General features: G+C 55.0%; 19 protein-coding genes and 3 pseudogenes. 13 read left to right on the plus strand and 9 right to left on the minus strand.

The features are described 5' to 3' along the window. Positions 1–164: 164 nt before the first annotated feature. The 6 genes from cyoA to PW844_RS23385 all read left to right on the plus strand — a co-directional run bounded on the left by cyoA (position 165) and on the right by PW844_RS23385 (position 6,406). On the plus strand, positions 165–1,076 hold the full coding sequence (cyoA, locus tag PW844_RS23360) for a cytochrome o ubiquinol oxidase subunit II (protein ID WP_299456972.1): 912 nt from the start codon (positions 165–167) through the stop codon (positions 1,074–1,076). A gap of 4 nt (positions 1,077–1,080) precedes the next feature. Then, entirely contained in the window at positions 1,081–3,063 is a 1,983-nt protein-coding gene (gene cyoB / locus PW844_RS23365; protein ID WP_299456974.1) for a cytochrome o ubiquinol oxidase subunit I, read from the plus strand. Further along, positions 3,063–3,680, plus strand: a complete 618-nt coding sequence (locus PW844_RS23370; RefSeq protein WP_084873146.1) for a cytochrome o ubiquinol oxidase subunit III — start codon at positions 3,063–3,065, stop codon at positions 3,678–3,680. Before cyoB ends, PW844_RS23370 begins: the two co-directional genes overlap by 1 nt. Beyond that, positions 3,680–4,009 carry a cytochrome o ubiquinol oxidase subunit IV gene (locus PW844_RS23375; protein ID WP_084873144.1) on the plus strand — a complete coding sequence of 110 codons (330 nt, stop codon included), beginning with the start codon at positions 3,680–3,682 and terminating at the stop codon, positions 4,007–4,009. Before PW844_RS23370 ends, PW844_RS23375 begins: the two co-directional genes overlap by 1 nt. Before the next feature lie 12 nt (positions 4,010–4,021). Then, complete coding sequence (cyoE, locus tag PW844_RS23380; RefSeq protein WP_084878335.1) at positions 4,022–4,909, plus strand: heme o synthase; 888 nt, start codon at positions 4,022–4,024, stop codon at positions 4,907–4,909. A 132-nt stretch (positions 4,910–5,041) separates the two neighbouring features. Continuing rightward, positions 5,042–6,406: an MFS transporter gene (locus tag PW844_RS23385; RefSeq protein WP_299456978.1), complete on the plus strand. Its 1,365-nt coding sequence runs from the start codon at positions 5,042–5,044 to the stop codon at positions 6,404–6,406. 33 nt (positions 6,407–6,439) lie between these two features. Here the strand turns inward: PW844_RS23385 and adhP are convergent, their stop codons facing one another. Together adhP and PW844_RS23395 are read right to left on the minus strand one after the other, a co-directional pair. Further along, positions 6,440–7,480, minus strand: coding sequence for an alcohol dehydrogenase AdhP (adhP, locus tag PW844_RS23390; protein WP_299456980.1), 1,041 nt, complete (start codon positions 7,478–7,480; stop codon positions 6,440–6,442). Between the two features lie 32 nt (positions 7,481–7,512). Beyond that, complete coding sequence (locus PW844_RS23395; protein WP_299456982.1) at positions 7,513–9,033, minus strand: aldehyde dehydrogenase family protein; 1,521 nt, start codon at positions 9,031–9,033, stop codon at positions 7,513–7,515. Between the two features lie 290 nt (positions 9,034–9,323). Between PW844_RS23395 and PW844_RS23400 the strand changes: the two genes are divergently transcribed. Further along, a complete protein-coding gene (locus tag PW844_RS23400) occupies positions 9,324–11,102 on the plus strand; it encodes a sigma-54-dependent Fis family transcriptional regulator (protein ID WP_299456984.1) in 1,779 nt (592 codons plus the stop codon). Here the strand turns inward: PW844_RS23400 and PW844_RS23405 are convergent. Continuing rightward, positions 11,099–11,590, minus strand: a complete 492-nt coding sequence (locus tag PW844_RS23405; protein ID WP_084873131.1) for a YajQ family cyclic di-GMP-binding protein — start codon at positions 11,588–11,590, stop codon at positions 11,099–11,101. The two genes, PW844_RS23400 and PW844_RS23405, sit on opposite strands and share 4 nt — an antisense overlap. Positions 11,591–11,716: 126 nt before the next feature. Between PW844_RS23405 and panE the strand changes: the two are divergent. Both panE and yajL read left to right on the plus strand, forming a co-directional pair. Then, positions 11,717–12,625, plus strand: a pseudogene (panE, locus tag PW844_RS23410) (2-dehydropantoate 2-reductase); the annotation flags it as partial. Further along, positions 12,591–13,188, plus strand: a pseudogene (gene yajL, locus PW844_RS23415) (protein deglycase YajL). The pseudogenes panE and yajL, both read left to right, overlap by 35 nt. Positions 13,189–13,337: 149 nt before the next feature. Here yajL and thiI read toward each other — a convergent pair. Beyond that, positions 13,338–14,788 (minus strand): annotated as a pseudogene (gene thiI, locus PW844_RS23420) (tRNA uracil 4-sulfurtransferase ThiI). 235 nt (positions 14,789–15,023) lie between these two features. On the opposite strand from thiI, the gene xseB reads away from it, so the two are divergent. The 4 genes from xseB (at position 15,024) to PW844_RS23440 (ending at position 19,110) form a co-directional block, all read left to right on the plus strand. Beyond that, the gene (xseB, locus tag PW844_RS23425; protein ID WP_084873123.1) at positions 15,024–15,266 is read left to right on the plus strand and encodes an exodeoxyribonuclease VII small subunit; all 243 of its coding nucleotides are present in this window, start codon (positions 15,024–15,026) and stop codon (positions 15,264–15,266) included. After that, positions 15,266–16,165 carry a (2E,6E)-farnesyl diphosphate synthase gene (gene ispA / locus PW844_RS23430; RefSeq protein ID WP_299456990.1) on the plus strand — a complete coding sequence of 300 codons (900 nt, stop codon included), beginning with the start codon at positions 15,266–15,268 and terminating at the stop codon, positions 16,163–16,165. The genes xseB and ispA overlap by 1 nt, the downstream gene beginning before the upstream one ends. Before the next feature lie 19 nt (positions 16,166–16,184). Then, positions 16,185–18,050, plus strand: a complete 1,866-nt coding sequence (gene dxs / locus PW844_RS23435; protein ID WP_299456992.1) for a 1-deoxy-D-xylulose-5-phosphate synthase — start codon at positions 16,185–16,187, stop codon at positions 18,048–18,050. Between the two features lie 85 nt (positions 18,051–18,135). Next, positions 18,136–19,110 carry an aldo/keto reductase gene (locus PW844_RS23440; RefSeq protein WP_299456994.1) on the plus strand — a complete coding sequence of 325 codons (975 nt, stop codon included), beginning with the start codon at positions 18,136–18,138 and terminating at the stop codon, positions 19,108–19,110. 1 nt (position 19,111) lies between these two features. Here the strand turns inward: PW844_RS23440 and pgpA are convergent, their stop codons facing one another. The 5 genes from pgpA to ribD form a co-directional block, all read right to left on the minus strand. Continuing rightward, positions 19,112–19,648 (minus strand): phosphatidylglycerophosphatase A, encoded by a 537-nt coding sequence (gene pgpA, locus PW844_RS23445; protein ID WP_299456996.1) that lies wholly within the window; start codon positions 19,646–19,648, stop codon positions 19,112–19,114. Continuing rightward, a complete protein-coding gene (gene thiL, locus PW844_RS23450) occupies positions 19,593–20,570 on the minus strand; it encodes a thiamine-phosphate kinase (protein ID WP_299456998.1) in 978 nt (325 codons plus the stop codon). Before thiL ends, pgpA begins: the two co-directional genes overlap by 56 nt. A gap of 45 nt (positions 20,571–20,615) precedes the next feature. Continuing rightward, positions 20,616–21,035 (minus strand): transcription antitermination factor NusB, encoded by a 420-nt coding sequence (gene nusB, locus PW844_RS23455; protein WP_084873111.1) that lies wholly within the window; start codon positions 21,033–21,035, stop codon positions 20,616–20,618. A 19-nt stretch (positions 21,036–21,054) separates the two neighbouring features. Beyond that, the gene (gene ribE / locus PW844_RS23460) at positions 21,055–21,525 is read right to left on the minus strand and encodes a 6,7-dimethyl-8-ribityllumazine synthase (RefSeq protein WP_299457000.1); all 471 of its coding nucleotides are present in this window, start codon (positions 21,523–21,525) and stop codon (positions 21,055–21,057) included. Between the two features lie 72 nt (positions 21,526–21,597). Beyond that, positions 21,598–22,710: a bifunctional diaminohydroxyphosphoribosylaminopyrimidine deaminase/5-amino-6-(5-phosphoribosylamino)uracil reductase RibD gene (gene ribD / locus PW844_RS23465; protein WP_299457002.1), complete on the minus strand. Its 1,113-nt coding sequence runs from the start codon at positions 22,708–22,710 to the stop codon at positions 21,598–21,600.

Genomic DNA, 22,710 nt, shown 5'->3' on the forward strand with positions numbered 1-22,710 from the left:
TCTTTTAATAATTTGTCACCCTGCGCAACATCTGTGACACCCTTAGCAAAAGGTGTCAACAGGCTCCTGACACATCCTTAAGCTGGTTTACACTGTATAAACCTTCCCGTAAAATGCGCGCACACTTAAACGACAATAGAGCCCTTTGTCATTGAGGTCGTTAAATGAGACTCAGGAAATACAATAAAAGTTTGGGGATTTTGTCATTAATTGCAGGCGCTGTATTACTCAGCGGCTGCGATAGTGCGTTGTTAAATCCCAAAGGACAGATTGCACTGGAGCAACGTTCGTTGATTCTGACAGCTTTCGGCTTGATGTTGATCGTCGTTATCCCCGCAGTCTTTATGGCGGTATTTTTTGCCTGGAAATATCGGGCGACCAATACCGAAGCGAAGTATAGCCCCAACTGGTCACACTCTAACAAAGTGGAAGCCGTGGTCTGGACCATTCCAATCCTGATCATTCTCTTCCTCGGCGTTCTGACCTGGAAATCAACCCACGCGCTGGAGCCGAGCAAACCGCTGGCTTCTGACGTGAAACCGGTTGAGATCGATGTCGTGGCGCTGGACTGGAAATGGCTGTTTATCTACCCGGAACAGGGTATTGCAACCGTTAACCAAATTGCCTTCCCGGCAAACACGCCAGTCAGCTTCAAAATTACTTCCAACTCCGTCATGAACTCCTTCTTTATTCCTACGCTGGGTAGCCAGATCTACGCGATGGCGGGCATGCAGACCAAACTGCACCTGATCGCCAACGAGCCGGGAATTTTCGACGGTATCTCTGCTAACTTCAGTGGTCGCGGTTTCTCTGGTATGAAGTTCAAAGCCATTGCTACCAAAGACGACGCGGAATTCCAGCAGTGGGTCGCCAAAGTTAAAGCGGCACCTGACACGCTGACCACCATGGATGATTTCGAGAAACTGGCTGCGCCAAGCGAAAATCACCCGGTGGAATATTTCTCAACAGCCAATCCAGAACTGTTCAAGCAAGTTATTGATAAGTTCAAGATGAGCCACGGGAAGATGGACATGCCTGCAGGCATGGACATGAGTCACGCCGGAGCCGAGGAATAATACGATGTTCGGAAAATTAACACTGGATGCAGTGCCGTACCATGAGCCGATTATCATGGTCACGGTTGCCGGTATCATCATAGGTGGTCTGGCTGTCATTGCAGCCATCACCTACTTTGGTAAATGGCAATATCTCTGGTCTGAATGGCTGACGTCAATCGACCATAAAAAACTGGGTGTCATGTACATCATCATGGCGTTTGTCATGCTGCTGCGCGGCTTCGCCGATGCGGTGATGATGCGTACCCAACAGGTTATGGCTTCCGCCGGGGAAGCAGGCATACTCCCACCACACCACTACGACCAGATCTTCACCGCCCACGGCGTGATCATGATCTTCTTCGTGGCGATGCCTTTCGTGGTCGGTCTGATGAACATCGCGGTACCGCTGCAAATCGGTGCACGTGACGTTGCCTTCCCGTTCCTGAACAACCTGAGCTTCTGGTTCACTGCGATCGGTGTGATCCTGGTTAACCTGTCGCTGGGTGTGGGCGAGTTCGCGCAGACTGGCTGGCTGGCCTATCCGCCGCTTTCGGGTGCGGAGTACAGTCCTGGGGTCGGGGTCGATTACTGGATCTGGAGTCTTCAGCTATCCGGTATCGGGACCACGCTGACCGGTATCAACTTCTTCGTGACCATTCTGAAGATGCGTGCGCCGGGCATGGACCTGTTCAAAATGCCGGTATTTACCTGGGCTTCCCTGTGTACTAACGTCCTGATCATCGCTGCGTTCCCGGTTCTGACCGTTACGCTGGCACTGTTGACCCTCGACCGTTACCTCGGCTTCCATTTCTTCACCAATGAAATGGGCGGTAACATGATGATGTACGTCAACCTGATTTGGGTCTGGGGTCACCCGGAAGTATACATCCTCGTTCTGCCGGTATTTGGTGTCTTCGCTGAAGTCACTGCGACCTTCTCGAAAAAGCGTCTGTTTGGTTACACCTCTCTGGTGTGGGCGACCATCGCGATTACCGTACTGTCGTTCATCGTTTGGCTGCACCACTTCTTCACCATGGGTGCGGGCGCGAACGTAAACGCCTTCTTCGGTATCATGACGATGATCATCGCGATTCCGACCGGCGTGAAAATCTTTAACTGGCTGTTCACCATGTATCAGGGTCGTGTCGAGTTCCACTCAGCAATGCTGTGGACTATCGGCTTCCTGGTCACCTTCTCTATCGGTGGTATGACAGGTGTTCTGCTGGCGGTACCGGGTGCGGACTTCGTCCTGCACAACAGCCTGTTCCTGATTGCGCACTTCCACAACGTCATCATCGGTGGTGTGGTGTTCGGTTGTATGGCTGGCGTGACCTACTGGTTCCCGAAAGCCTTCGGCTTCACCCTGAACGAGACCTGGGGCAAACGCGCCTTCTGGTTCTGGATCATCGGCTTCTTCGTTGCGTTTATGCCGCTGTACGCGCTGGGCTTCATGGGTATGACCCGTCGTATCAGCCAGGACATCGATCCGCAGTTCCACTCACTGCTGGTAGTTGCCGCTTGCGGTGCTGCGCTGATTGCCTGTGGCATCCTGTGCCAGCTGATCATGTTTTACGTTTCTGTGCGTGACCGCGACCAGAACCGTGACCTGACCGGTGACCCGTGGGGTGGTCGTACGCTGGAGTGGGCAACCTCTTCACCGCCGCCGTTCTACAACTTTGCTGTAATCCCGCACGTTCACGAGCGCGATGCTTTCTGGGAAATGAAAGAGAAAGGCGAAGCGTATCAGCAGCCGGCTAAATATGAAGAAATTCATATGCCGAAAAACAGTGGTGCTGCCATTGTTATCGCTGCCTTCGGTACGATCTTCGGTTTCGCGGCTATCTGGCACATCTGGTGGCTGGTGGTTGTTGCCTTCCTGGGCATGATCATCTCCTGGATTGTGAAGAGTTTCGATGAAGACGTGGATTACTACGTACCGGTTGCGGAAATCGAGCAGATCGAGAAGAAGCACTTTGACGAAATCAGCAAAGCAGGTCTGAAATAATGTCAACTCAAACTGTGACGACACACCACCACGACGCCCATGCGGAGCATGGGCATCACGATGCAGGAGCCAATAAAGTCTTTGGTTTCTGGATCTACCTGATGAGTGACTGCATCATCTTCGCAACCCTGTTTGCGACTTATGCAGTCATGGTCAACAACACTGCCGGTGGCCCGGCAGGTAAAGATATCTTCGAACTGCCGTTTGTACTGGTAGAAACCGCGCTGCTGCTGCTGAGCTCCATTACCTACGGTATGGCAGTTATCGCGATGAACAACCAGAACAAGGGCGCGGTCATCAGCTGGCTGGCGTTGACCTTCCTGTTCGGTGCCGGATTTATCGGGATGGAAATCTATGAATTCCATCACCTGATCATGGAAGGCTTCGGTCCAGACCGTAGCGGCTTCCTGTCGGCATTCTTTACCCTGGTTGGTACGCACGGTCTGCACGTCACCTCTGGTCTGATCTGGATGGCTGTTCTGATGTTCCAGATCTCCAAACGTGGCCTGTCGGCGACTAACCGCACTCGTATCATGTGTCTGAGCCTGTTCTGGCACTTCCTCGATGTGGTGTGGATCTGCGTATTCACCATTGTTTATCTGATGGGGGCCATGTAATGAGTCATTCTGTAACTGACCATGGTGCATCTCACGGTAGCGTGAAGTCCTACATGATTGGCTTCATCCTGTCGATCATCCTGACGGCAATCCCGTTCTGGATGGTGATGGATGGCAGCGCTTCTCACGGCACCATTCTGGGTGTGGTTCTGGTGTGTGCGGTGGTTCAGGTGCTGGTGCATCTGGTTTACTTCCTGCATCTGGACAGCAAATCTGAGGGTGGCTGGAACATGGTGGCCATTGTCTTTGCGGCAGTTATTATCCTGATTGTCGTCGTAGGCTCACTGTGGATTATGTGGAACCTCAACTACAACATGATGGTCCACTAAGAGTCGCTCATGATGATTAAGCAATACCTGCAAGTAACAAAACCAGGAATTATTTTCGGCAATTTAATTTCTGTGATCGGTGGATTCCTGCTGGCCTCCAAAGGCAGCATTGATTACACCCTGTTCCTCATCTCACTGGTTGGTGTATCGCTGGTCGTTGCATCAGGTTGTGTTTTCAACAACGTGATTGACCGCGATATCGATATCAAGATGGAGAGAACGCGGAATCGAGTGCTGGTGAAAGGCCTGATCTCGGCGAAAGTAAGCCTGGTTTATGCAACCGCATTAGGTATTGCTGGCTTTGCGTTGCTTTATTTCGGAGCTAACCCGCTGGCCATGTGGCTGGCGGTGCTGGGCTTCGTGGTATACGTCGGCATTTACAGCCTCTACATGAAGCGTAATTCAGTCTACGGTACGCTGATTGGTAGCCTTTCCGGCGCAATGCCGCCGGTAATTGGCTACTGCGCGGTAACCAACGAGTTTGATGCTGGCGCGCTGATTCTGCTGGCGATCTTTAGCCTGTGGCAGATGCCGCATTCCTATGCGATTGCCATCTTCCGCTTTAAAGATTACCAGGCAGCGAATATCCCGGTTCTGCCGGTAGTGAAAGGCATTTCAGTGGCGAAGAATCATATTACGCTGTATATCCTGGCGTTTATGATTGCCACCCTGATGCTTTCGCTGGGCGGTTACGCTGGTTACAAATATCTGGTGGTTGCTGCGGCAGTGAGTGTCTGGTGGCTTGGGATGGCGCTTTCAGGTTACAAAACCTCAAACGACAAAGTTTGGGCGCGTAAACTGTTTGTGTTCTCAATTGTTGCTGTCACCGCATTGAGCGTGATGATGTCGGTGGACTTTATGACCCCGGCGTCAAAAGACCTGCTGACTTACGTCTGGTAATTTAGCTCCGCAAGACCATGAAAGGGCGCGAATTTCGCGCCCTTTCTTTTTGTTACCACTGCTTAAGAACAATTGTTTTACCCGCCCTGCCCTGCTCCCTAAAATAAGTGCAGCAAACTTACAGAGGTTGGAATGAACGACAATAAAATGACTCCAGTAGAGCTGCGCGCTACATGGGGCTTAGGTACGGTTTTTTCCCTGCGTATGCTGGGAATGTTTATGGTGCTGCCGGTACTCACCACTTATGGCATGGCGTTACAGGGTGCCAGTGAAACGTTGATTGGTCTGGCAATTGGTATTTATGGCCTGGCACAGGCGGTTTTTCAGATCCCTTTTGGCTTACTCTCCGACCGTATCGGTCGTAAACCACTGATCGTCGGCGGCCTGCTGCTGTTTGTGCTGGGTAGCGTGATTGCTGCTACGACCACATCCATCTGGGGTGTCATTCTTGGCCGTGCGTTGCAAGGTTCGGGTGCCATCGCGGCTGCGGTGATGGCCCTGCTGTCTGACCTCACCCGCGAACAGAACCGCACCAAAGCGATGGCCTTTATCGGCATCAGCTTTGGCGTCACCTTTGCCATCGCCATGGTGATTGGCCCGATTGTGACCCATGCACTGGGTCTGCACGCACTGTTCTGGATGATTGCCATTCTTGCCAGCCTTGGCATTGTCATTACTTTGCTGGTGGTACCCAATGCGCCGCATCATGTGCTGAACCGTGAATCCGGGATGGTGAAAGGCAGCATTCGTGCGGTATTGACCAACACCAGGTTGGTGAAACTCAATATCGGCATTCTGTGTCTGCATATCCTGCTGATGTCGAGCTTTGTAGCCTTGCCGGGTCAGTTTGAGCAGGCTGGCCTGCCAGCCTCTGAGCACTGGAAGGTTTATCTGGTGACCATGCTGATCTCCTTCGTCAGCGTGATTCCGTTCATCATTTATGCCGAAGCGAAACGCCGCATGAAACGCGTCTTCGTCAGTTGCGTCGCCTTAATTGTCATCGCTGAAATCGTGCTATGGGGTGCAGGCAATCACTTCTGGACGCTGGTGATTGGCGTGCAACTGTTCTTCCTCGCCTTTAACCTGATGGAAGCGATTCTGCCGTCATTGATCAGCAAAGAATCGCCGCCGGGTTACAAAGGCACCGCGATGGGTATCTACTCCACCAGCCAGTTCCTTGGGGTGGCGATTGGCGGCAGCATGGGCGGTTGGGTATTTGGTCATTTTGACGCACAAACGGTGTTTCTGGTCGGCGCGGTGGTGGCAGCCATCTGGTTATTTGTCAGTATGTCAATGCAGGAACCGCCCTACGTCAGCAGCTTGCGTCTGGTGCTGAGCGATGCGGTGCTGGCGGTGCCGAACCTGGAAAAACGTCTGAAAGCACAGCCGGGCGTTGCCTCGGTGTTTATCGTGCCGGAAGAGAAAAGTGCTTATATCAAGATAGACAGCAAGGTGACGAGCCGCGTCGAACTGGAAGCGCTGCTCGCCAGCAGTTAAAACCAAGCCCGACCTTTGCGTCGGGCTTGTTGTTTACAGCGACATATCTACCACGATACGCCCTTCGATTTTACCCGCATGCATACGCGCAAAGATGTCGTTGATGTTGACCAGCGGCTCCACGGCGACATTGGCTTTCACCTTGTGGCGACCCGCAAAATCGAGCGCTTCCTGCAAATCTTTACGGGTACCAACGATCGAGCCGCGCACCGTAATGCCGTCCAGCACCATATCAAAGATCGACAGATCAAACTTGCCCGGTGGCAGACCATTCAGCACCATGGTACCGCCGCGACGCATGGTCCCCAGCGCCTGTTCAAACGCTTTAGGTGACACCGCCGTCACCAGCACACCATGCGCACCGCCAAAGCTTTCATGGAACACTTTGGCCGGATCGACATTTTTCGCATTGGCGACCACGCTGGCACCGAGGCGTTTCGCAAACGCCAGCTTCTCGTCATCAATATCGACAGCGGCAACATTCAGCCCCATGGCTACCGCGTACTGAACCGCCATATGCCCCAGCCCGCCAATACCGGAAATCACCACCCAGTCACCCGGCTTGGTATCGGTCATTTTCAGCCCTTTGTACACCGTCACACCGGCACATAAAATCGGCGCGATTTCATTGAATTCGATGTTATCAGGCAGGATACCAACGTAGTTTGCATCCGCGAGGCAATATTCAGCAAAGCTGCCATTAACCGAGTAGCCCGCGTTTTGCTGCGACAGGCACAGCGTCTCCCAGCTATCAAGACAGTATTCGCAATGGCCGCAAGCCGAGTAGAGCCAGGGCACACCGACACGATCGCCCATTTTCAGATGTTTCACGCCCTCACCTATCGCCACGATTTGACCAACGCCTTCATGGCCAGGAATAAACGGCGGATTCGGTTTGATCGGCCAGTCACCTTCGGCAGCATGCAGGTCGGTATGGCAAACCCCGGTGGCGGCGATTTTCACCAGCACCTGGCCCGGTCCAACGGACGGTACCGGCACGTCTTCAATCACCAATGGTTCACCGAATGATTTCACAACTGCCGCTTTCATCGTGCTTTTGATCTTCATAGTCATCAATTCACTCTCCAAAAGGGTCTGATGTGGGCCTAAAAGAGGCCCAGTGGTGCGATGTCGTAGCTAACAAGCAGGTTTTTGGTTTGCTGATAGGCGTTGAGCGCCATCTTATGGGTTTCGCGTCCCACCCCGGATTGCTTGTAACCGCCGAAAGCAGCGTGTGCCGGGTAGATGTGGTAGCAGTTGGTCCAGACGCGACCGGCTTTAATACTACGCCCCATGCGATAAGCCAGATTAGTGTTTCGTGTCCAGACGCCTGCACCGAGGCCAAATTGCGTCTGGTTAGCAATCTCCAGCGCTTCGGCTTCATCTTTAAAGGTGGTGACACCGATCACCGGCCCAAAGATCTCCTCCTGGAAGCAACGCATCTGGTTGTCACCTTTGATCAACGTCGGCTGAATGTAGAAGCCGTTATCAAACGCAGGTGCAATGCTGGCGCGTTCACCGCCGGTGAGGATCTGGCCGCCTTCCTGACGCGCTATATCAATATAGGAGAGAATCTTATCGAACTGCTGACGGGAAGCCTGGGCACCGATCATAGTTTCGGTATCCAGCGGATCGCCGCGGCGAATTGTGGCGATCTTCGCCATCACGCGCTCCATAAAGGGAGCGTAGATCGACTCATGGATCAGGGCGCGTGACGGGCAAGTACAGACTTCGCCCTGGTTGAAGAAACCCAGCACCAGTCCTTCCACTGCTTTCTCGATAAATTCCGGTTCACCGTCCATCACATCGGCAAAATAGATGTTGGGTGACTTACCGCCCAGCTCCACGGTACAGGGAATAATGTTCTCCGCAGCACAGGCCATGATATGACGGCCCACCGGTGTCGAGCCGGTAAAGGCGATTTTGGCGATGCGTTTACTGGTCGCCAGCGCTTCACCGGCTTCGCGGCCAAAGCCCTGCACCACGTTAAGCACACCCGCCGGGAACAAATCGCCAATTAACTCCAGCAGCAGCGTAATACCCAGCGGGGTCTGCTCAGCCGGTTTCAACACCACGCAGTTACCCGCCGCCAGCGCCGGAGCCAGTTTCCACGCTGCCATCAGCAGTGGGAAATTCCACGGGATAATTTGCCCGACCACACCCAATGGCTCGTGGAAATGATAGGCAACGGTATGTTCATCAATCTCTGCCGTGCTGCCTTCCTGCGCCCGCAGGCAACCCGCGAAGTAGCGGAAGTGGTCAGCTGCCAGCGGCAGATCCGCATTCAGGGTTTCACGGATGGGCTTACCGTTATCCCAACTTTCGGCAACGGCCAGCATTTCCAGATTGGCTTCAATCCGGTCGGCCACCTGTAACAGCAGGTTAGCACGGTGCTGGGCACTGGTTTTTCCCCAGGCGTCGGCGGCCTGATGAGCAGCGTCCAGTGCTAAGTCGATATCACGCGCGTCCGAACGGGGGAACTGCGCAATATCGCTGCCATCAACTGGCGAGGTGTTGGTGAAATATTGGCCGCTCCGCGGCTCTATGAATTTGCCCGCAATGTAGTTGCCGTAAGTCGCTTTAAAAGAAACCAAAGCGCCGGGCGTGCCGGGATGTGCATAACGCATCGCAAACTCCTTAATGTAGGGTCAGATGTTCTGGAGCTGGCAGCGGCAACCTGAGGGTCACAGGTTGAACAGCCCGCTGCCGGATGGGTTATTGCACCAGACGTGCCAGTTTTTTTTAGTTGGCGATAATCTAAAAAATGATAATGTTAATCAGTCGGTTATAAATGGATTACCCCTGACGAGCGCATGGGATAGTGCGGTAAAAATCGCCATCTGTGTTGCATATCGCAACACCAAAAAAACCAAATAGCTACAATGTCGCAACACTTTGCTAAGGCATGAGGTTACCAATGCAGGGAAATTCATCCGTCGCGATTGCACCAGCCGTAGATTCCACTCCGCTTCTGAGCGATTCCTGGTTCCGCAGCCAGCTTTACGGTCTTGATCGCACCGCTGATGATTTTCCCCGTGTACGCCAGGGCGAACTGGCAGACCTTCTGGCGAATAATCTTGGGTTACAGCAGTTTGCCCAGCCAGTGATCAAACAGCTGGCGCAAAAGATGGCAGAACTGCAATCGGTTGTGATTCTCTCCGATGCCAGTGGCATGGTGCTACATACCTTTGGCGATATGCAGTCGATGGAAAAAGCACAACGTTATGCGCTGGCACCCGGCAATTTATGGAGCGAATGCGGACGCGGCACCAATGCCATCGGTACCGCGCTGGCGATTGATGACGGCTGCGAAATCGATGGTCATCAGCATTTCCTGACGCGCAATCAGGGGCTGTACTGCGCCGCCATGCCGCTGCAGATGCCCAATGGTCAGATTGCGGGCGTGCTGGATATCTCCGGCCCGGCCCACTTCCCTCACCCGCAAACCTTTAGTTGGGTAAAAGCTGCCGCGAAACAAATTGAGTATCTGTGGGTGAAGCAGAGTCTGCATCCACAGCAGTGGCTGATGAGCCTGCATCGCGAACCGCAGGGCATTGATACCAGCGACGAGCTGCTGCTGGTGTTTTCCGATAATGTATTGATGGCAGCTAATCGCCTGGCAATGCGGGAACTGGCACTCAGCGCTGAGCAGCTCGGTTGTCTGACTTTCCAGCAACTGTTCCCGCAGCAGGAGCAGGCTGCCAACACCATCCCGCTGCCACTGCATTATGGCGCGCAAGCCTGGTTCTTCCGTCTGCGCGCACCGCATCGCACCCATTTTGCTACCCCGGCCGATCCGCACAGCGACCTGCCCTTCTCGCTACGTCGTGACGGCGAAAAAATGGTGCGTCTGCTAAATGCCGGGGTTTCATTGTGTATTCACGGTGAAACCGGCAGCGGCAAAGAGTATGTCAGCCGGGCATTGCATCAGCAGAGCCGCTGGCGTGAGGGTAAATTTGTCGCCATTAACTGTGCCGCCATCCCCGAATCGCTGATTGAGTCCGAATTGTTTGGCTATCAGCCGGGTGCCTTCACCGGTGCAGGTAAAAATGGCTACATCGGTAAGATCCGTGAAGCCGATGGGGGCGTGCTGTTCCTCGATGAAATTGGCGATATGCCGCTGGCACTGCAAACCCGTTTGCTGCGGGTATTGCAGGAAAAAGAGGTAGCACCGCTGGGCTCCAGCCGCAGCTGGCCGGTAAACTTTGCGGTGATTTGTGCCACCCACCGCGATCTGGCGCAACGCGTTGCTGAAGGTGAGTTCCGGGAAGATTTACTTTATCGCCTGCAGGAATTCTCGATGACCATCCCGCCGTTGCGTGAATGGCCGGATCTCACCGGGTTCATTCACCGCCTGTGGCTTGAGCTGGGGGGCGGAGAACGCGACATCCAGCTGGCACCCGCGTTGCTGGCTTCCCTGGCACAGCTTCCCTGGCCGGGCAATGTGCGTCAGCTACGCAGCCTGCTGCGCGTGTTACTGGCGCTGGCAGATGAAGGGGAAGAAGTCAGTGAAGTGCATTTGCCAGCCGAATACCGCAGGGCGGCCCCGGTGGCTGAGGACAGGCAAAGTCATGATGAACGGCTGATCGCCGCAACGTTGCAACGCTTTAACGGCAATATCAGCAAAACCGCCGAGGCGTTAGGTGTCGCGCGCAGCACGCTGTATCGTCGTGCTGCACGCGACAAACGCGATTAATCGCGGAAGTTTTTGAACTGGAAAGGCTGGCCGAGGTTGCCGCCGCGCACCAGTGCCATAGCGCCTTGCAGATCGTCACGCGACTTACCGGTCACGCGCAGTTCATCACCCTGAATCTGGGTCTGCACTTTGAGTTTGCTGTCTTTAATCAGCTTAACCAGTTTCTTCGCCACGTCGCTTTCGATGCCTTTTTTCAGCTTGGCTTCGACGCTCCAGCTTTTGCCGCTGTGCTCGATCTCTTCCGGGACGTCAATCGCTGCCCCTTCAATCCCGCGCTTCAGCAGTTTTTCTCTTAAAATATCCACCAGCTGTTTGACCTGAAAATCAGACTCCGTGGTGATTTTGATGGTCTCATTCTTTTCGTTCAGCTCAATGCTGGCGCTGACGTTACGGAAATCAAAACGGGTAGACAGTTCACGGCTGGCATTTTCCACCGCATTACGGACTTCCTGCAATTCGACTTCGGAAACGATATCGAAAGATGGCATCTTGTCTTCTCCTGACGCTAAAGTGACATGCATAATACGCGTCTTGTCACGCGAATAAAACACGCTACACCGAAAGCTATAATTGATGGTGAGTGTAAAAACAATAACCCGCCAGCGGGAGGCAATATGAAAATTACCGTGTTGGGTTGCGGCGCCCTGGGTCAGATTTGGCTCGCCGCACTCGCACGCCAGGGACATGATGTTCAGGGCTGGTTGCGGGTGCCTCAACCCTATTGTTCGGTCAATGTGATCGATCCTGAAGGACAGGTCAGCAACCACACTTTTATCGCCAATGACCCGCTGTTTCTGGCGGAGAGCCAGCTATTGCTGGTGACGTTGAAGGCACCCCAGGTCTCACCGGCGGTGAAGAACCTGCAAAGCGTACTGCCCGCCCATGCGCCGATTCTGCTGCTGCACAACGGCATGGGCACGCTGGATGAGCTAAAAGATATCCCGCAGCCGCTGCTGCGCGGCATTACCACCCATGCGGCGATGCGCGATGGCACGGTGATCAAACATGTGGCGCAGGGCATTACTCATATCGGCCCGACCAGCCGCGAGAGTGAGGCGCTAAGCGATATTGCCGATATCCTCCATCAGGCCCTGCCGGATGTCGCCTGGCATAACCACATCGCCGCTGCCTGCTGGCGCAAGCTGGCGGTAAACTGCGTAATCAATCCCATGACAGTGGAACACGATTGCCAGAATGGCGCGCTGCGCGCTTATCCCGAACAGATCGCAACATTGTGCGAAGAAATCGCTTGGGTGATGGAGCGCGAAGGCCATCATATTGCCGTCGATAATTTGCGCGACATCATCTATGACGTGATCGACACCACCGCCGCTAACGTTTCATCGATGCTGCAGGATGTACGTGCGCAACGTCAGACCGAAATTGATTACATCACCGGCTACCTGCTGCGCCGTGCACGGGCGCAGGGCATCGCGTTGCCGGAGAACACCCGAATGTATGACCTGATTAAACGCAAGGAGTCCCAATATGAGCACGAACGCATCGGTTCTGGTATGTCTGGCGACATGGGAGTGAAGAGACCGAAGCCGTCACCATTATCGATCTGCTGGTGCGCGGCGGTATTGAGGTAACAACCGCCGCCGTGAATAACGGCGATGGGCTTGAGGTCCGCTGTTCACGCGGAGTACGTCTGCTGGCCGATACGCCTTTTTCGACAGTGCGCGACCGGTTGTTTGATGTCATTGTATTGCCCGGGGGCGCGAAAGGCGCCGAAGGCTTCCGAGACGATCCCCAACTGGTGGCGGCCGTTCGTCGGTTTAAACATCAAGGCAAGCTGGTGGCGGCAATCTGCGCGGCGCCCGCTCTGGTGTTACAGCACCACCAGGTGTTCCCCTCCGTCGCCATGACCGGCTTTCCGGCATTAAAAGATTGTATCCCGCCGCAAGCCTGGCGCGACCAGCGCTGGGTCTATATCAAGGAAAGCAATCTCTTGACCAGCCAGGGACCGGGAACCGCAATGGATTTTTCGCTTAAGATCATTGATATTCTGCTGGGTAAGGACAAGGCGGCAGAGGTGGCGGCGCAATTGGTGTTGCCGTCGGGTGTCGACAACTATCGGGATTAAAATGGTGCGTGTGCGTCAACAACCCTTTGAATCTGGAAGGAATTATAGACGCGCCACAATGACTACAGAGGTTTGCCGGCGGCTAGCGGCGATGCGGTACTGAGGGGCGACGGCGGCATTGCGCGTACCGCCCCGCCCGCCCGGGTCCCTTACGGCCGGTAAACTTTGACGTTGGTAAATCCCTGTTCACGCAGATACAGCGCCTGTAAACGGCTCATCACGCCCCGATCGCAGTACAGCAGATAGGATTTGCTCTGGTCCAGTTCGCCGAACTGGGTGCTGAGTTTGTAGAACGGCAACGCCTTCACTTCCACTCTTGTCCAGTGTCAGCGGCTGGCTTTCCTGTTCATCCAGCGGGCGGATATCCAGCACCATATCGTTATTCGACATTGACGCCACCGTTTCCACTTCCGCCACTTCTTCATTGGTTTGTTCGATAATGTCCCGGATATCGATGCTTGCTCGCTTCGGCCACCACGCGATCGAGAATGGCGAAATCGAAATGCTGTTCTTCCGCTTCGATCTTCGCTTTCACCGCTTTCACCGTCGGGCTTTTCGAAATCACGCCACAATATTCCGGCATGGTACGGGCAAAATCTTCGGTGCCAATTTCACGCGCCAGTTTGATGATGTGCTCTTTGTCGTGCGAAATCAGCGGACGCAGAATCAGTGTGTCCGATGCGTTGTCGATCAAACGCAGGTTGGTTAGCGTCTGGCTCGATACCTGGCCTAGCGCCTCGCCGGTGACCAGCGCCTGCACGCCGTAGCGTTCAGCAACCATTGACGCGGCACGCACCATCATACGCTTCAGCACCACGCCCATCTGGCCGTCATCGACCTTCTCCAGAATCTCGCCCACCACCGGTTCAAAATTGATGGCGACAAAACGCACGCGATGCGAACGACCAAAACGCTGCCACAGATAATGCGCCACCTGACGTACGCCAATTTCATGCGCTGCGCCGCCGAGGTTGAAGAAGCAATAATGCACGCGGCAGCCACGACGCATCAGCATATAGCTGGAGACGCCGGAGTCAAAACCACCGGAAATTAGCGACAGCACATCTTCCTGGGTACCAATCGGGAAGCCGCCCAGCCCCTCATAACGACCGGTGATCAGCAACAGGCGATCATTTTCAATCTCCAGATTGACCGTTTCATCCGGGTGATTCAGCTGCACGCGCGCGCTTTCGATATGCTGGTTCAGACCACCACCGACATAACGCTCCACATCCTGCGAGCTAAAGTCGTGTTTGCCACGGCGCTTCACACGCACACAGAAGCTTTTGCCTTCGAGACGGTCACGATATAACGCCAGCGTCTGTTCGAAGATGTTATGCATGTCGGTGTATTCATGATCTTCCACCGCCAGCACATGATGAATGCCAGGAATGCGCGTCAGCTCGGCAATCACCGTTTCGCGCAGCGACTCATTCTTCGCCCGTACCACAATATGGTCCCAGTGACGCACAACCGCGACGTCATCATCCAGGGTACGAAGAATGTTACGAATGTTCCCGGTCAGAATCTTGATAAAGCGCAGTCGCACCGACTGACTCTTGATGGTGATTTCGGGGAAGAGCTTGATGATAAACTTCATGGCGACACAGGTTCGTTTGGGCAAATAAGTGCTAAAAGCATCGGCACTTAGCTGTTAAAATCATATAATTGCGGGTTAAGCAGGAGCACCCGCATCCGAGGCGCGAGAGTATATCACCTTTGTCAGGTGACTTCTTCTGCAACCGCAGTCACATTCATTATTTTGCTAATTAATCCTCGTCGGCTACCATGACCGACTGCAAGATGATGTCCCAACCTGTGAGTCGACACTGATTATGCCGAAAAAAGCCGAAGCGCCCGCCAGTTTTGAAAGCGCAATACAGCAGCTGGAACAGATCGTCAGCCGCCTGGAGAGTGGTGAGCTGCCGCTGGAAGAGGCGCTGAAAGAATTTGAACGCGGCGTTCAGCTGGCACGTAGTGGTCAGCAAACCCTGCAACAAGCAGAGCAGCGCGTGCAGATTCTGCTCAGCGATGATAAAGACGCTGCGCTCGCCCCTTTTACCCCGGAAGATAACTGATGGATTTTCCTGAACTGCTGAGCGCCTATCACGAACGGGTGAACCTTGCGCTGACGCGCCTGTTAGATCCACTTCCTTTTCAGAGTTCTCCTCTGGTGAATGCCATGCAATATGGGGCACTATTAGGCGGTAAACGTCTGCGCCCTTTTCTGGTCTACGCCACGGGTGAGATGCTAAAGGCCGATCCGGCCAGCCTGGACGCGCCCGCTGCGGCGGTTGAATGTATCCATGCTTACTCTTTAATTCATGACGATCTGCCCGCGATGGATGACGATGCGTTGCGCCGTGGGCAGCCAACCTGCCATATTAAATATGGTGAAGACACGGCGATTCTCGCTGGCGATGCCCTGCAAACTCTGGCGTTTTCTATTCTGGCCGACCAGCCTATGCCTGGCGTCAGTGCAGAAGCCCGTATTAGCATGATCTCGGAACTGGCGCAGGCCAGTGGCGTGGCAGGGATGTGCGGTGGACAAGCGCTGGATCTTGCCGCTGAAGGGAAAAACATTGACCTGGCGAAGCTGGAGCAGATCCACCGCCATAAAACCGGCGCACTGATTCGCGCCGCAGTGCGCCTTGGCGCGCTGACGGCAGGTGTGCAAGGCCGCGCTGCCCTTCCGGTGCTGGACGTGTATGCTAATGCCATCGGGCTGGCGTTTCAGGTCCAGGATGACATTCTGGATGTGGTTGGCGATACCGCCGTACTGGGTAAAACCCAGGGTGCCGACGAGGCACTCGGCAAGAGCACCTATCCGGCGCTGATGGGGCTGGATAATGCCCGTCAAAAAGCCTGGGACCTCTATCAGGAGGCGCTGGGCGCGCTGGATATTCTGGCCGCGCAATCATTCAACACCACAGCATTACAAGCGCTGGCTAGCTTCATAATTGAACGCGATAAATAACTTTCATAATGAGTCTCTGATGAGTTTTGATATTGCAAAATACCCGACACTGGCGCTGGCAGGCACGGTACAGGAATTACGTTTACTGCCAAAAGAGAAGCTTCCGGCTTTGTGTGACGAGCTGCGTCAGTATCTGCTGGACAGCGTCAGCCGCTCCAGTGGTCACTTCGCTTCGGGTCTGGGCGTCGTCGAGCTAACAGTGGCGCTGCATTATGTTTACAACACCCCGTTTGACCATCTGGTGTGGGACGTCGGCCATCAGGCTTATCCGCATAAAATTCTGACCGGACGCCGCGATCGCATCGGCACCATTCGGCAGAAAAATGGCCTGCATCCCTTCCCGTGGCGCGAAGAGAGCGAATATGACGTACTGAGCGTCGGTCACTCATCCACCTCCATCAGCGCCGCTCTGGGTATGGCTGCCGCTGCCGAACGTGAAGGCAAAGGCCGCCGCACCGCCGCCATCATTGGCGATGGTGCGATCACCGCAGGCATGGCGTTTGAGGCCATGAACCACGCGGGCGACATTAAGCCGGATATGCTGGTGGTCCTCAACGATAACGAGATGTCGATCTCTGAAAACGTGGGGGCGCTCAACAACCGTCTGGCGCAAATTCTTTCCGGTAAAACCTATTCCCGCCTGCGCGAAGGTGGCAAACGGGTGCTCGACAACCTGCCGCCGATTAAAGAACTGGTCAAACGTACCGAAGAACATCTGAAAGGTATGGTGGTGCCGGGGACGCTGTTTGAAGAACTCGGTTTTAACTACATCGGCCCGGTAGACGGTCACGATGTACTGGCGCTGGTCAGTACGCTGAAGAACATGCGTGACCTGAAAGGCCCGCAGTTCCTGCACATCATGACCAAAAAAGGCAAAGGCTACGCCCCGGCGGAAGAAGATCCGATCACCTGGCATGCGGTCCCCAAATTCGATCCGGCCAGCGGTTCCTTGCCGAAAAGCGCGGGCGGTTTACCGAGCTATTCAAAAGTATTCGGCAGCTGGCTGTGCGAGATAGCTGCGGATGACCCCCGTCTGATGGCGATCACCCCGGCGATGCGTGAAGGCTCCGGCATGGTCGGTTTTTCCCGCGACTATCCACAGCAATACTTCGACGTCGCGATTGCGGAACAGCACGCGGTGACCTTCGCTGCGGGTATGGCTATCGGCGGCTACAAACCGATCGTGGCGATTTACTCCACCTTCCTGCAACGTGCTTACGATCAGGTGATCCACGATGTGGCGATCCAGAAGCTGCCGGTGCTGTTTGCCATCGATCGCGGCGGTATTGTCGGCGCGGATGGACAAACCCACCAGGGTGCGTTTGATCTGGCGTATCTGCGTTGCATTCCGGGAATGGTGATCATGACACCCAGCGACGAGAACGAATGTCGCCTGATGTTGTACACCGGTTACCATTATCAGGAGGGTCCGAGTGCAGTGCGTTATCCGCGTGGCACCGGCACCGGAGCAACGCTGGACCCGCTGGCAAGCCTGCCGCTGGGCAAAGGCGTGGTGAAGCGCCAGGGCGAGAAACTGGCTATTCTCAACTTCGGCACACTGCTACCCGAAGCGGCAGCGGCGGCAGAAGCATTGAATGCCACCCTGGTCGATATGCGTTTTGTTAAACCGCTGGATGAAGCGTTGATCGCTGAATTGGCGGGCAGCCACGACGCGCTGATCACCCTGGAAGAAGGGGCGATCATGGGCGGCGCGGGCAGCGGCGTAAACGAGTTTGTCATGGCGAAACGCCTCGGCATCCCGGTACTGAACCTCGGCCTGCCCGATGAGTTCATCCCGCAGGGTACCCAGGAAGAAGTGCGTCATGATTATCAGCTGGATGCCGCCGGTATTCAGCAGCAAATCACCGCCTGGCTGGCACAATAGTCCCCTACCCGCTCATCGACCGATGAGCGGACCTGCTGCTATGCTTAGGGATTGATTTCCCTTAAGCATCGCAGCAGGAGCCTTCATGAAAACCATCCCCTTAGGCAACACCGACTTACAGGTTTCACGCCTGTGTTTAGGCTGCATGACCTTTGGCGATCCGATGCGTGGTAATCACGCCTGGACGCTGCCGGAGGAAAGTGGCCGCCCCCTGATTAAACAGGCACTCGACGCCGGAATTAATTTTTTCGATACCGCCAATTCCTATTCCGATGGCAGCAGTGAAGAGATTGTCGGACGGGCGTTGAAAGATTTTGCCCGCCGCGAAGATATCGTTGTCGCCACTAAGGTTTATTTTCCGCTGAGTAATCTGTCGCAGGGCTTATCACGCAAAAATATCCTGCAATCGATTGATGACAGCCTGGCACGCCTCGGCATGGAGTATGTCGATCTGCTGCAGATTCACCGCTGGGATTACGACACGCCGATTGAAGAAACGCTGGAGGCGCTGCATGACGTGGTTAAAGCAGGTAAAGCGCGTTATATCGGCGCATCATCAATGCATGCGTCGCAATTTGAGCAGGCGCTCCAGTTGCAGGCGCGTGAAGGCTGGACGCGTTTTGTTAGCATGCAGGATCAATACAACCTGATTCAGCGTGAGGAAGAGAATGAAATGCATCCACTGTGCCTGCGTGAAGGGATTGCGGTACTGCCGTGGAGCCCGCTGGCGCGCGGCAAACTGACACGCCCATGGGGAGAAACCACCGCACGTTCCGTTTCGGATAATGTGATGGCAAAACTCTACAGCAACACCGAAGAGAATGATGCCGCCATCGCGGAACGTCTTGCCACCATCGCCGCCGATAAAGGCGTGACGCGTGCTCAGGTTGCGCTGGCGTGGCTGTTACATAAACCAGCAGTGACTGCGCCGATTATCGGTGCTTCACGCGCCGAGCAGTTTGATGAGCTGGTGAAAGCGGTGGATGTGGAACTAAGTTCAACCGATATCGCCGAACTGGAGACGGTTTATCAACCGCACCCGGTGGTGGGGTTCGAATAGCTTAAGCCATCGCATGCCCTAACCCGTACAAAATCGCCGCGGAAATGACCCCGGCGATAATGTCATCGACCATAATCCCCATGCCGCCATGCACATTCTGATCGAACCAGCGGATCGGCCAGGGCTTCCACATATCCAGAATGCGGAAAATGACAAAGCCCGCCAGCACCCACTGCCAGCTCATCATCGGTATCGCCATCAGCGTGATCCACATGCCGATAAACTCGTCCCAGACGATGCTGCCATGGTCGTGAACACCCATATCTTTGGCAGTTCGATGACACAAATACACCCCCACGCTGATGCCGATCAGCACCACCAGGGAATAAATCTGGAGCGGTAAAAAGGTCATCAGCCACCAGAAAGGGATCGCCGCCAGCGATCCCATGGTGCCCGGCACGACCGGGCTGAGGCCACTGCCAAATCCGGTCGCCAGCAGATGCCACGGATTGGACATCCGCAGGCGACCTTTCGCCACATCTTTATTTAACGTCAAAGTGATCAAATCCTTTGTAATTGAAGCTGACCGGTTTGCCATGTTCCAGCAACGTGAGTCCATCCGCTTCCGGCGCTATCTGACCAATGCAGGTATAGGGAACACCGAGATGGCCCAGCGCCACATCCAGCGCGCCACGATTCACTTCCGGCACGGTAAAGCACAGTTCGTAGTCTTCACCGCCAGTGAGCGCCCAGCGCTGCACCTGCGGCAACTCGAAATGGTCACGCAGCACCGCTGAGAGCGGCAATGCATCCAGATTGAGTCGTGCACCAACGCGGCTGGCTTGCAGGATATGGCCAAGATCGGAAAGCAATCCGTCTGACACATCAATGGCCGAGGTCGCCAGATTACGCAGTGCCTGCCCCTGTAGTACACGCGGCATTGGGCGCAGATGGCGCTTAATCAGGGTTTCATGCACCGCCGGATCAGACAGACGGTAGCGATGCTGCAACAGCGCCAGACCGGCTGCGCTATCTCCCAGCGTACCGGTGACAAAAATCCAGTCACCTGGCTTCGCACCGGAGCGTTTCAGCGCCCGCCCTGTCGGCACCAGGCCGTGAATACCCAGCGTCATGCTTAACGGGCCACGGGTGGTATCACCGCCGATCAGCTGCATATCGTAGTAATCAAGCAGCTCGAACAGGCTATCGCTGAACGCCGCCAGCCAGCTTTCGTTGACTTGCGGCAGCGTCAGTGCCAGCGTCAGCCATGCCGGATCGGCTCCCATTGCCGCCAGATCGCTCAGATTGACCGCGACAGCTTTGTAGCCCAAATCGGCAGGATGGATATCACGCAGGAAATGCACGCCTTCCACCAGCGTGTCGGTGCTGATGGCCAGCGTCTGTTTTTCTGGCACGTTCAGTAACGCGCAGTCATCACCAATGCCCTTCTCCACATCGCGGCGGGAGCTGGTGACGCGGTTAAAATAACGTGCGATCAGTTCGAATTCACCACAGGACATAAGTCAGGTCTCAATGAAAAAAGGCCGGGAATCCGGCCTCTTGCATTATTTTCTGTTGGGTCTGATCTGTGGAGCGGCTTTATCCAGCACGCCGTTGACAAATTTATGGCTGTCTTCCGCGCCGAATACTTTTGCCAGCTCGATACCTTCGTTGATGGCCACTTTGTACGGCACATCAGCACGCTTGCTCAGCTCATACAGCGAAATACGCAGGATGGCTTTCTCAACCTGGCCCAGCTCTTCCAGCTGGCGCGACAGGTAAGGTTTCATCAAACCATCCAGGTATGCGCTGTTGGTCGCCACACCGCCCAGCAGTTCGCGGAAGTAGCTAATATCGACGTCTTTGACGTCTTGTTCCGCCAGAAACTGGTATTCCACATCGGCAATGTCGTTGTTAGACAACTGCCAGGAGTAAAGCGCCTGGACAGCGCACTCACGGGCGCGACGACGAGCAGCAGGTTTCACAAAATTCCCCTTACAAAAATCAGGCTTTGATGGCTTTCAATACGTTAATCATTTCGAGTGCAGTCAGGGCCGCTTCGGCACCTTTATTACCCGCTTTCGTGCCGGCGCGTTCAATCGCCTGCTCGATGTTTTCGGTGGTCAGCACGCCGAAGGTAACCGGGATTTCGCTGGTCATCGCCACATTAGCGATACCTGAGCTGGCTTCACCGGCCACATATTCGAAGTGCGCCGTGCCCCCACGGATCACGGTGCCCAGCGCGACGATCGCGTCATGTTTACCGGAATTTGCCAATGCCCGCGCCGCCAGCGGCAGTTCATAAGCGCCCGGTACCCAGACGATGGTGATGTTTTCGTCTTTCACCTGGCCAATACGCTTCAGCGCATCAACCGCACCGTCCAGCAGGCTGTCATTAATGAAGTTGTTAAAACGCGCAATTACGATGGCGATGTTAGCATCAGGCGTGGCAACAGGAGCTTCGATAACTTTCATACATATCCTTTGGGAGTTGTTTTGTAGCCCCGCAGAAGGGGGCGGATTCTATCATACTCTTTGGCGACGCGCTCAGGCTTTTCCATGTGGAGTCAGGGTCAGACGCAGGTCTTCGCCCACCTGGCGCACATCGCTAAAATTCAGGGCAGGAACATCGGCAAGACGCTCCAGACCCGGCAGTTCACACAGGCCGCGTGCGGCATTACCCAGCAGCTTCGGTGCCAGATAAATAATCAGCTCATCCACCAATCCGGCCTGTAACAACGCACCGGCAAGCGACGCACCGGCTTCAACCCAGACGCTGTTAATCTGGCGCTGACCAAGCAACATCATCATTGCCACCAAATCCAGCTGACCTTCACGCTGCGGCACGGCAATCTGGCTGACACTTGCAGGCCAGGCTTGTTGATCCGCCTGGCTACGCATCAGCCAGGTTTCGCCCGGCTGGTCAATCAACTGATGTTGCGGCGTCACGCGCTGCTGACTATCGATCACTACCCGCACCGGCTGGCGCAGCGAGTTTTCATCCAGTTGCTGGCGCACTTCGTCATTCAGTTCGCCCCAGCGCACCGTGAGCGACGGATTATCCGCCAGCACCGTGCTGCTGGTGCTAAGAATAGCTGAACTTTGGGCACGAAAACGTTGCACATCGCGCCTTGCCGCTGCAGAAGTGATCCACTGGCTTTCGCCACTTGCCATCGCGGTACGACCATCCAGCGAGGCACCCAGTTTGAGCTGGATCCACGGAAATCCGGTACGCATGCGTTTCAGGAAGCCGCGATTGAGCGCTTCAGCCTCATTCATCATCAAACCGTGGCTCACCTCAATGCCTGCCTGCTGCAAACGGTAAAGGCCTCGACCGGCCACCTGCGGATTGGGATCCTGCATCGCAGCCACTACGCGGCTGACACCGGCGGCGATCAACGCATCACAACAAGGCGGGGTACGACCATGATGGCTACAGGGTTCGAGCGTGACATAGGCGGTAGCGCCACGGGCTTTATCGCCGGCCATACGCAGCGCATGAACTTCTGCGTGGGGTTCTCCGGCACGCTGATGCCAGCCTTCACCGACAATCTCGCCATCACGCACAATCACACAGCCGACATTGGGGTTCGGTGTGGTAGTAAAACGTCCGCGACGCGCCAGTTCCAGCGCGCGCGCCATATAGCGTTCGTCGGTCAT

The organism is Pantoea sp., assembly GCF_028283705.1.
Classification (GTDB): Bacteria; Pseudomonadota; Gammaproteobacteria; order Enterobacterales; family Enterobacteriaceae; genus Pantoea.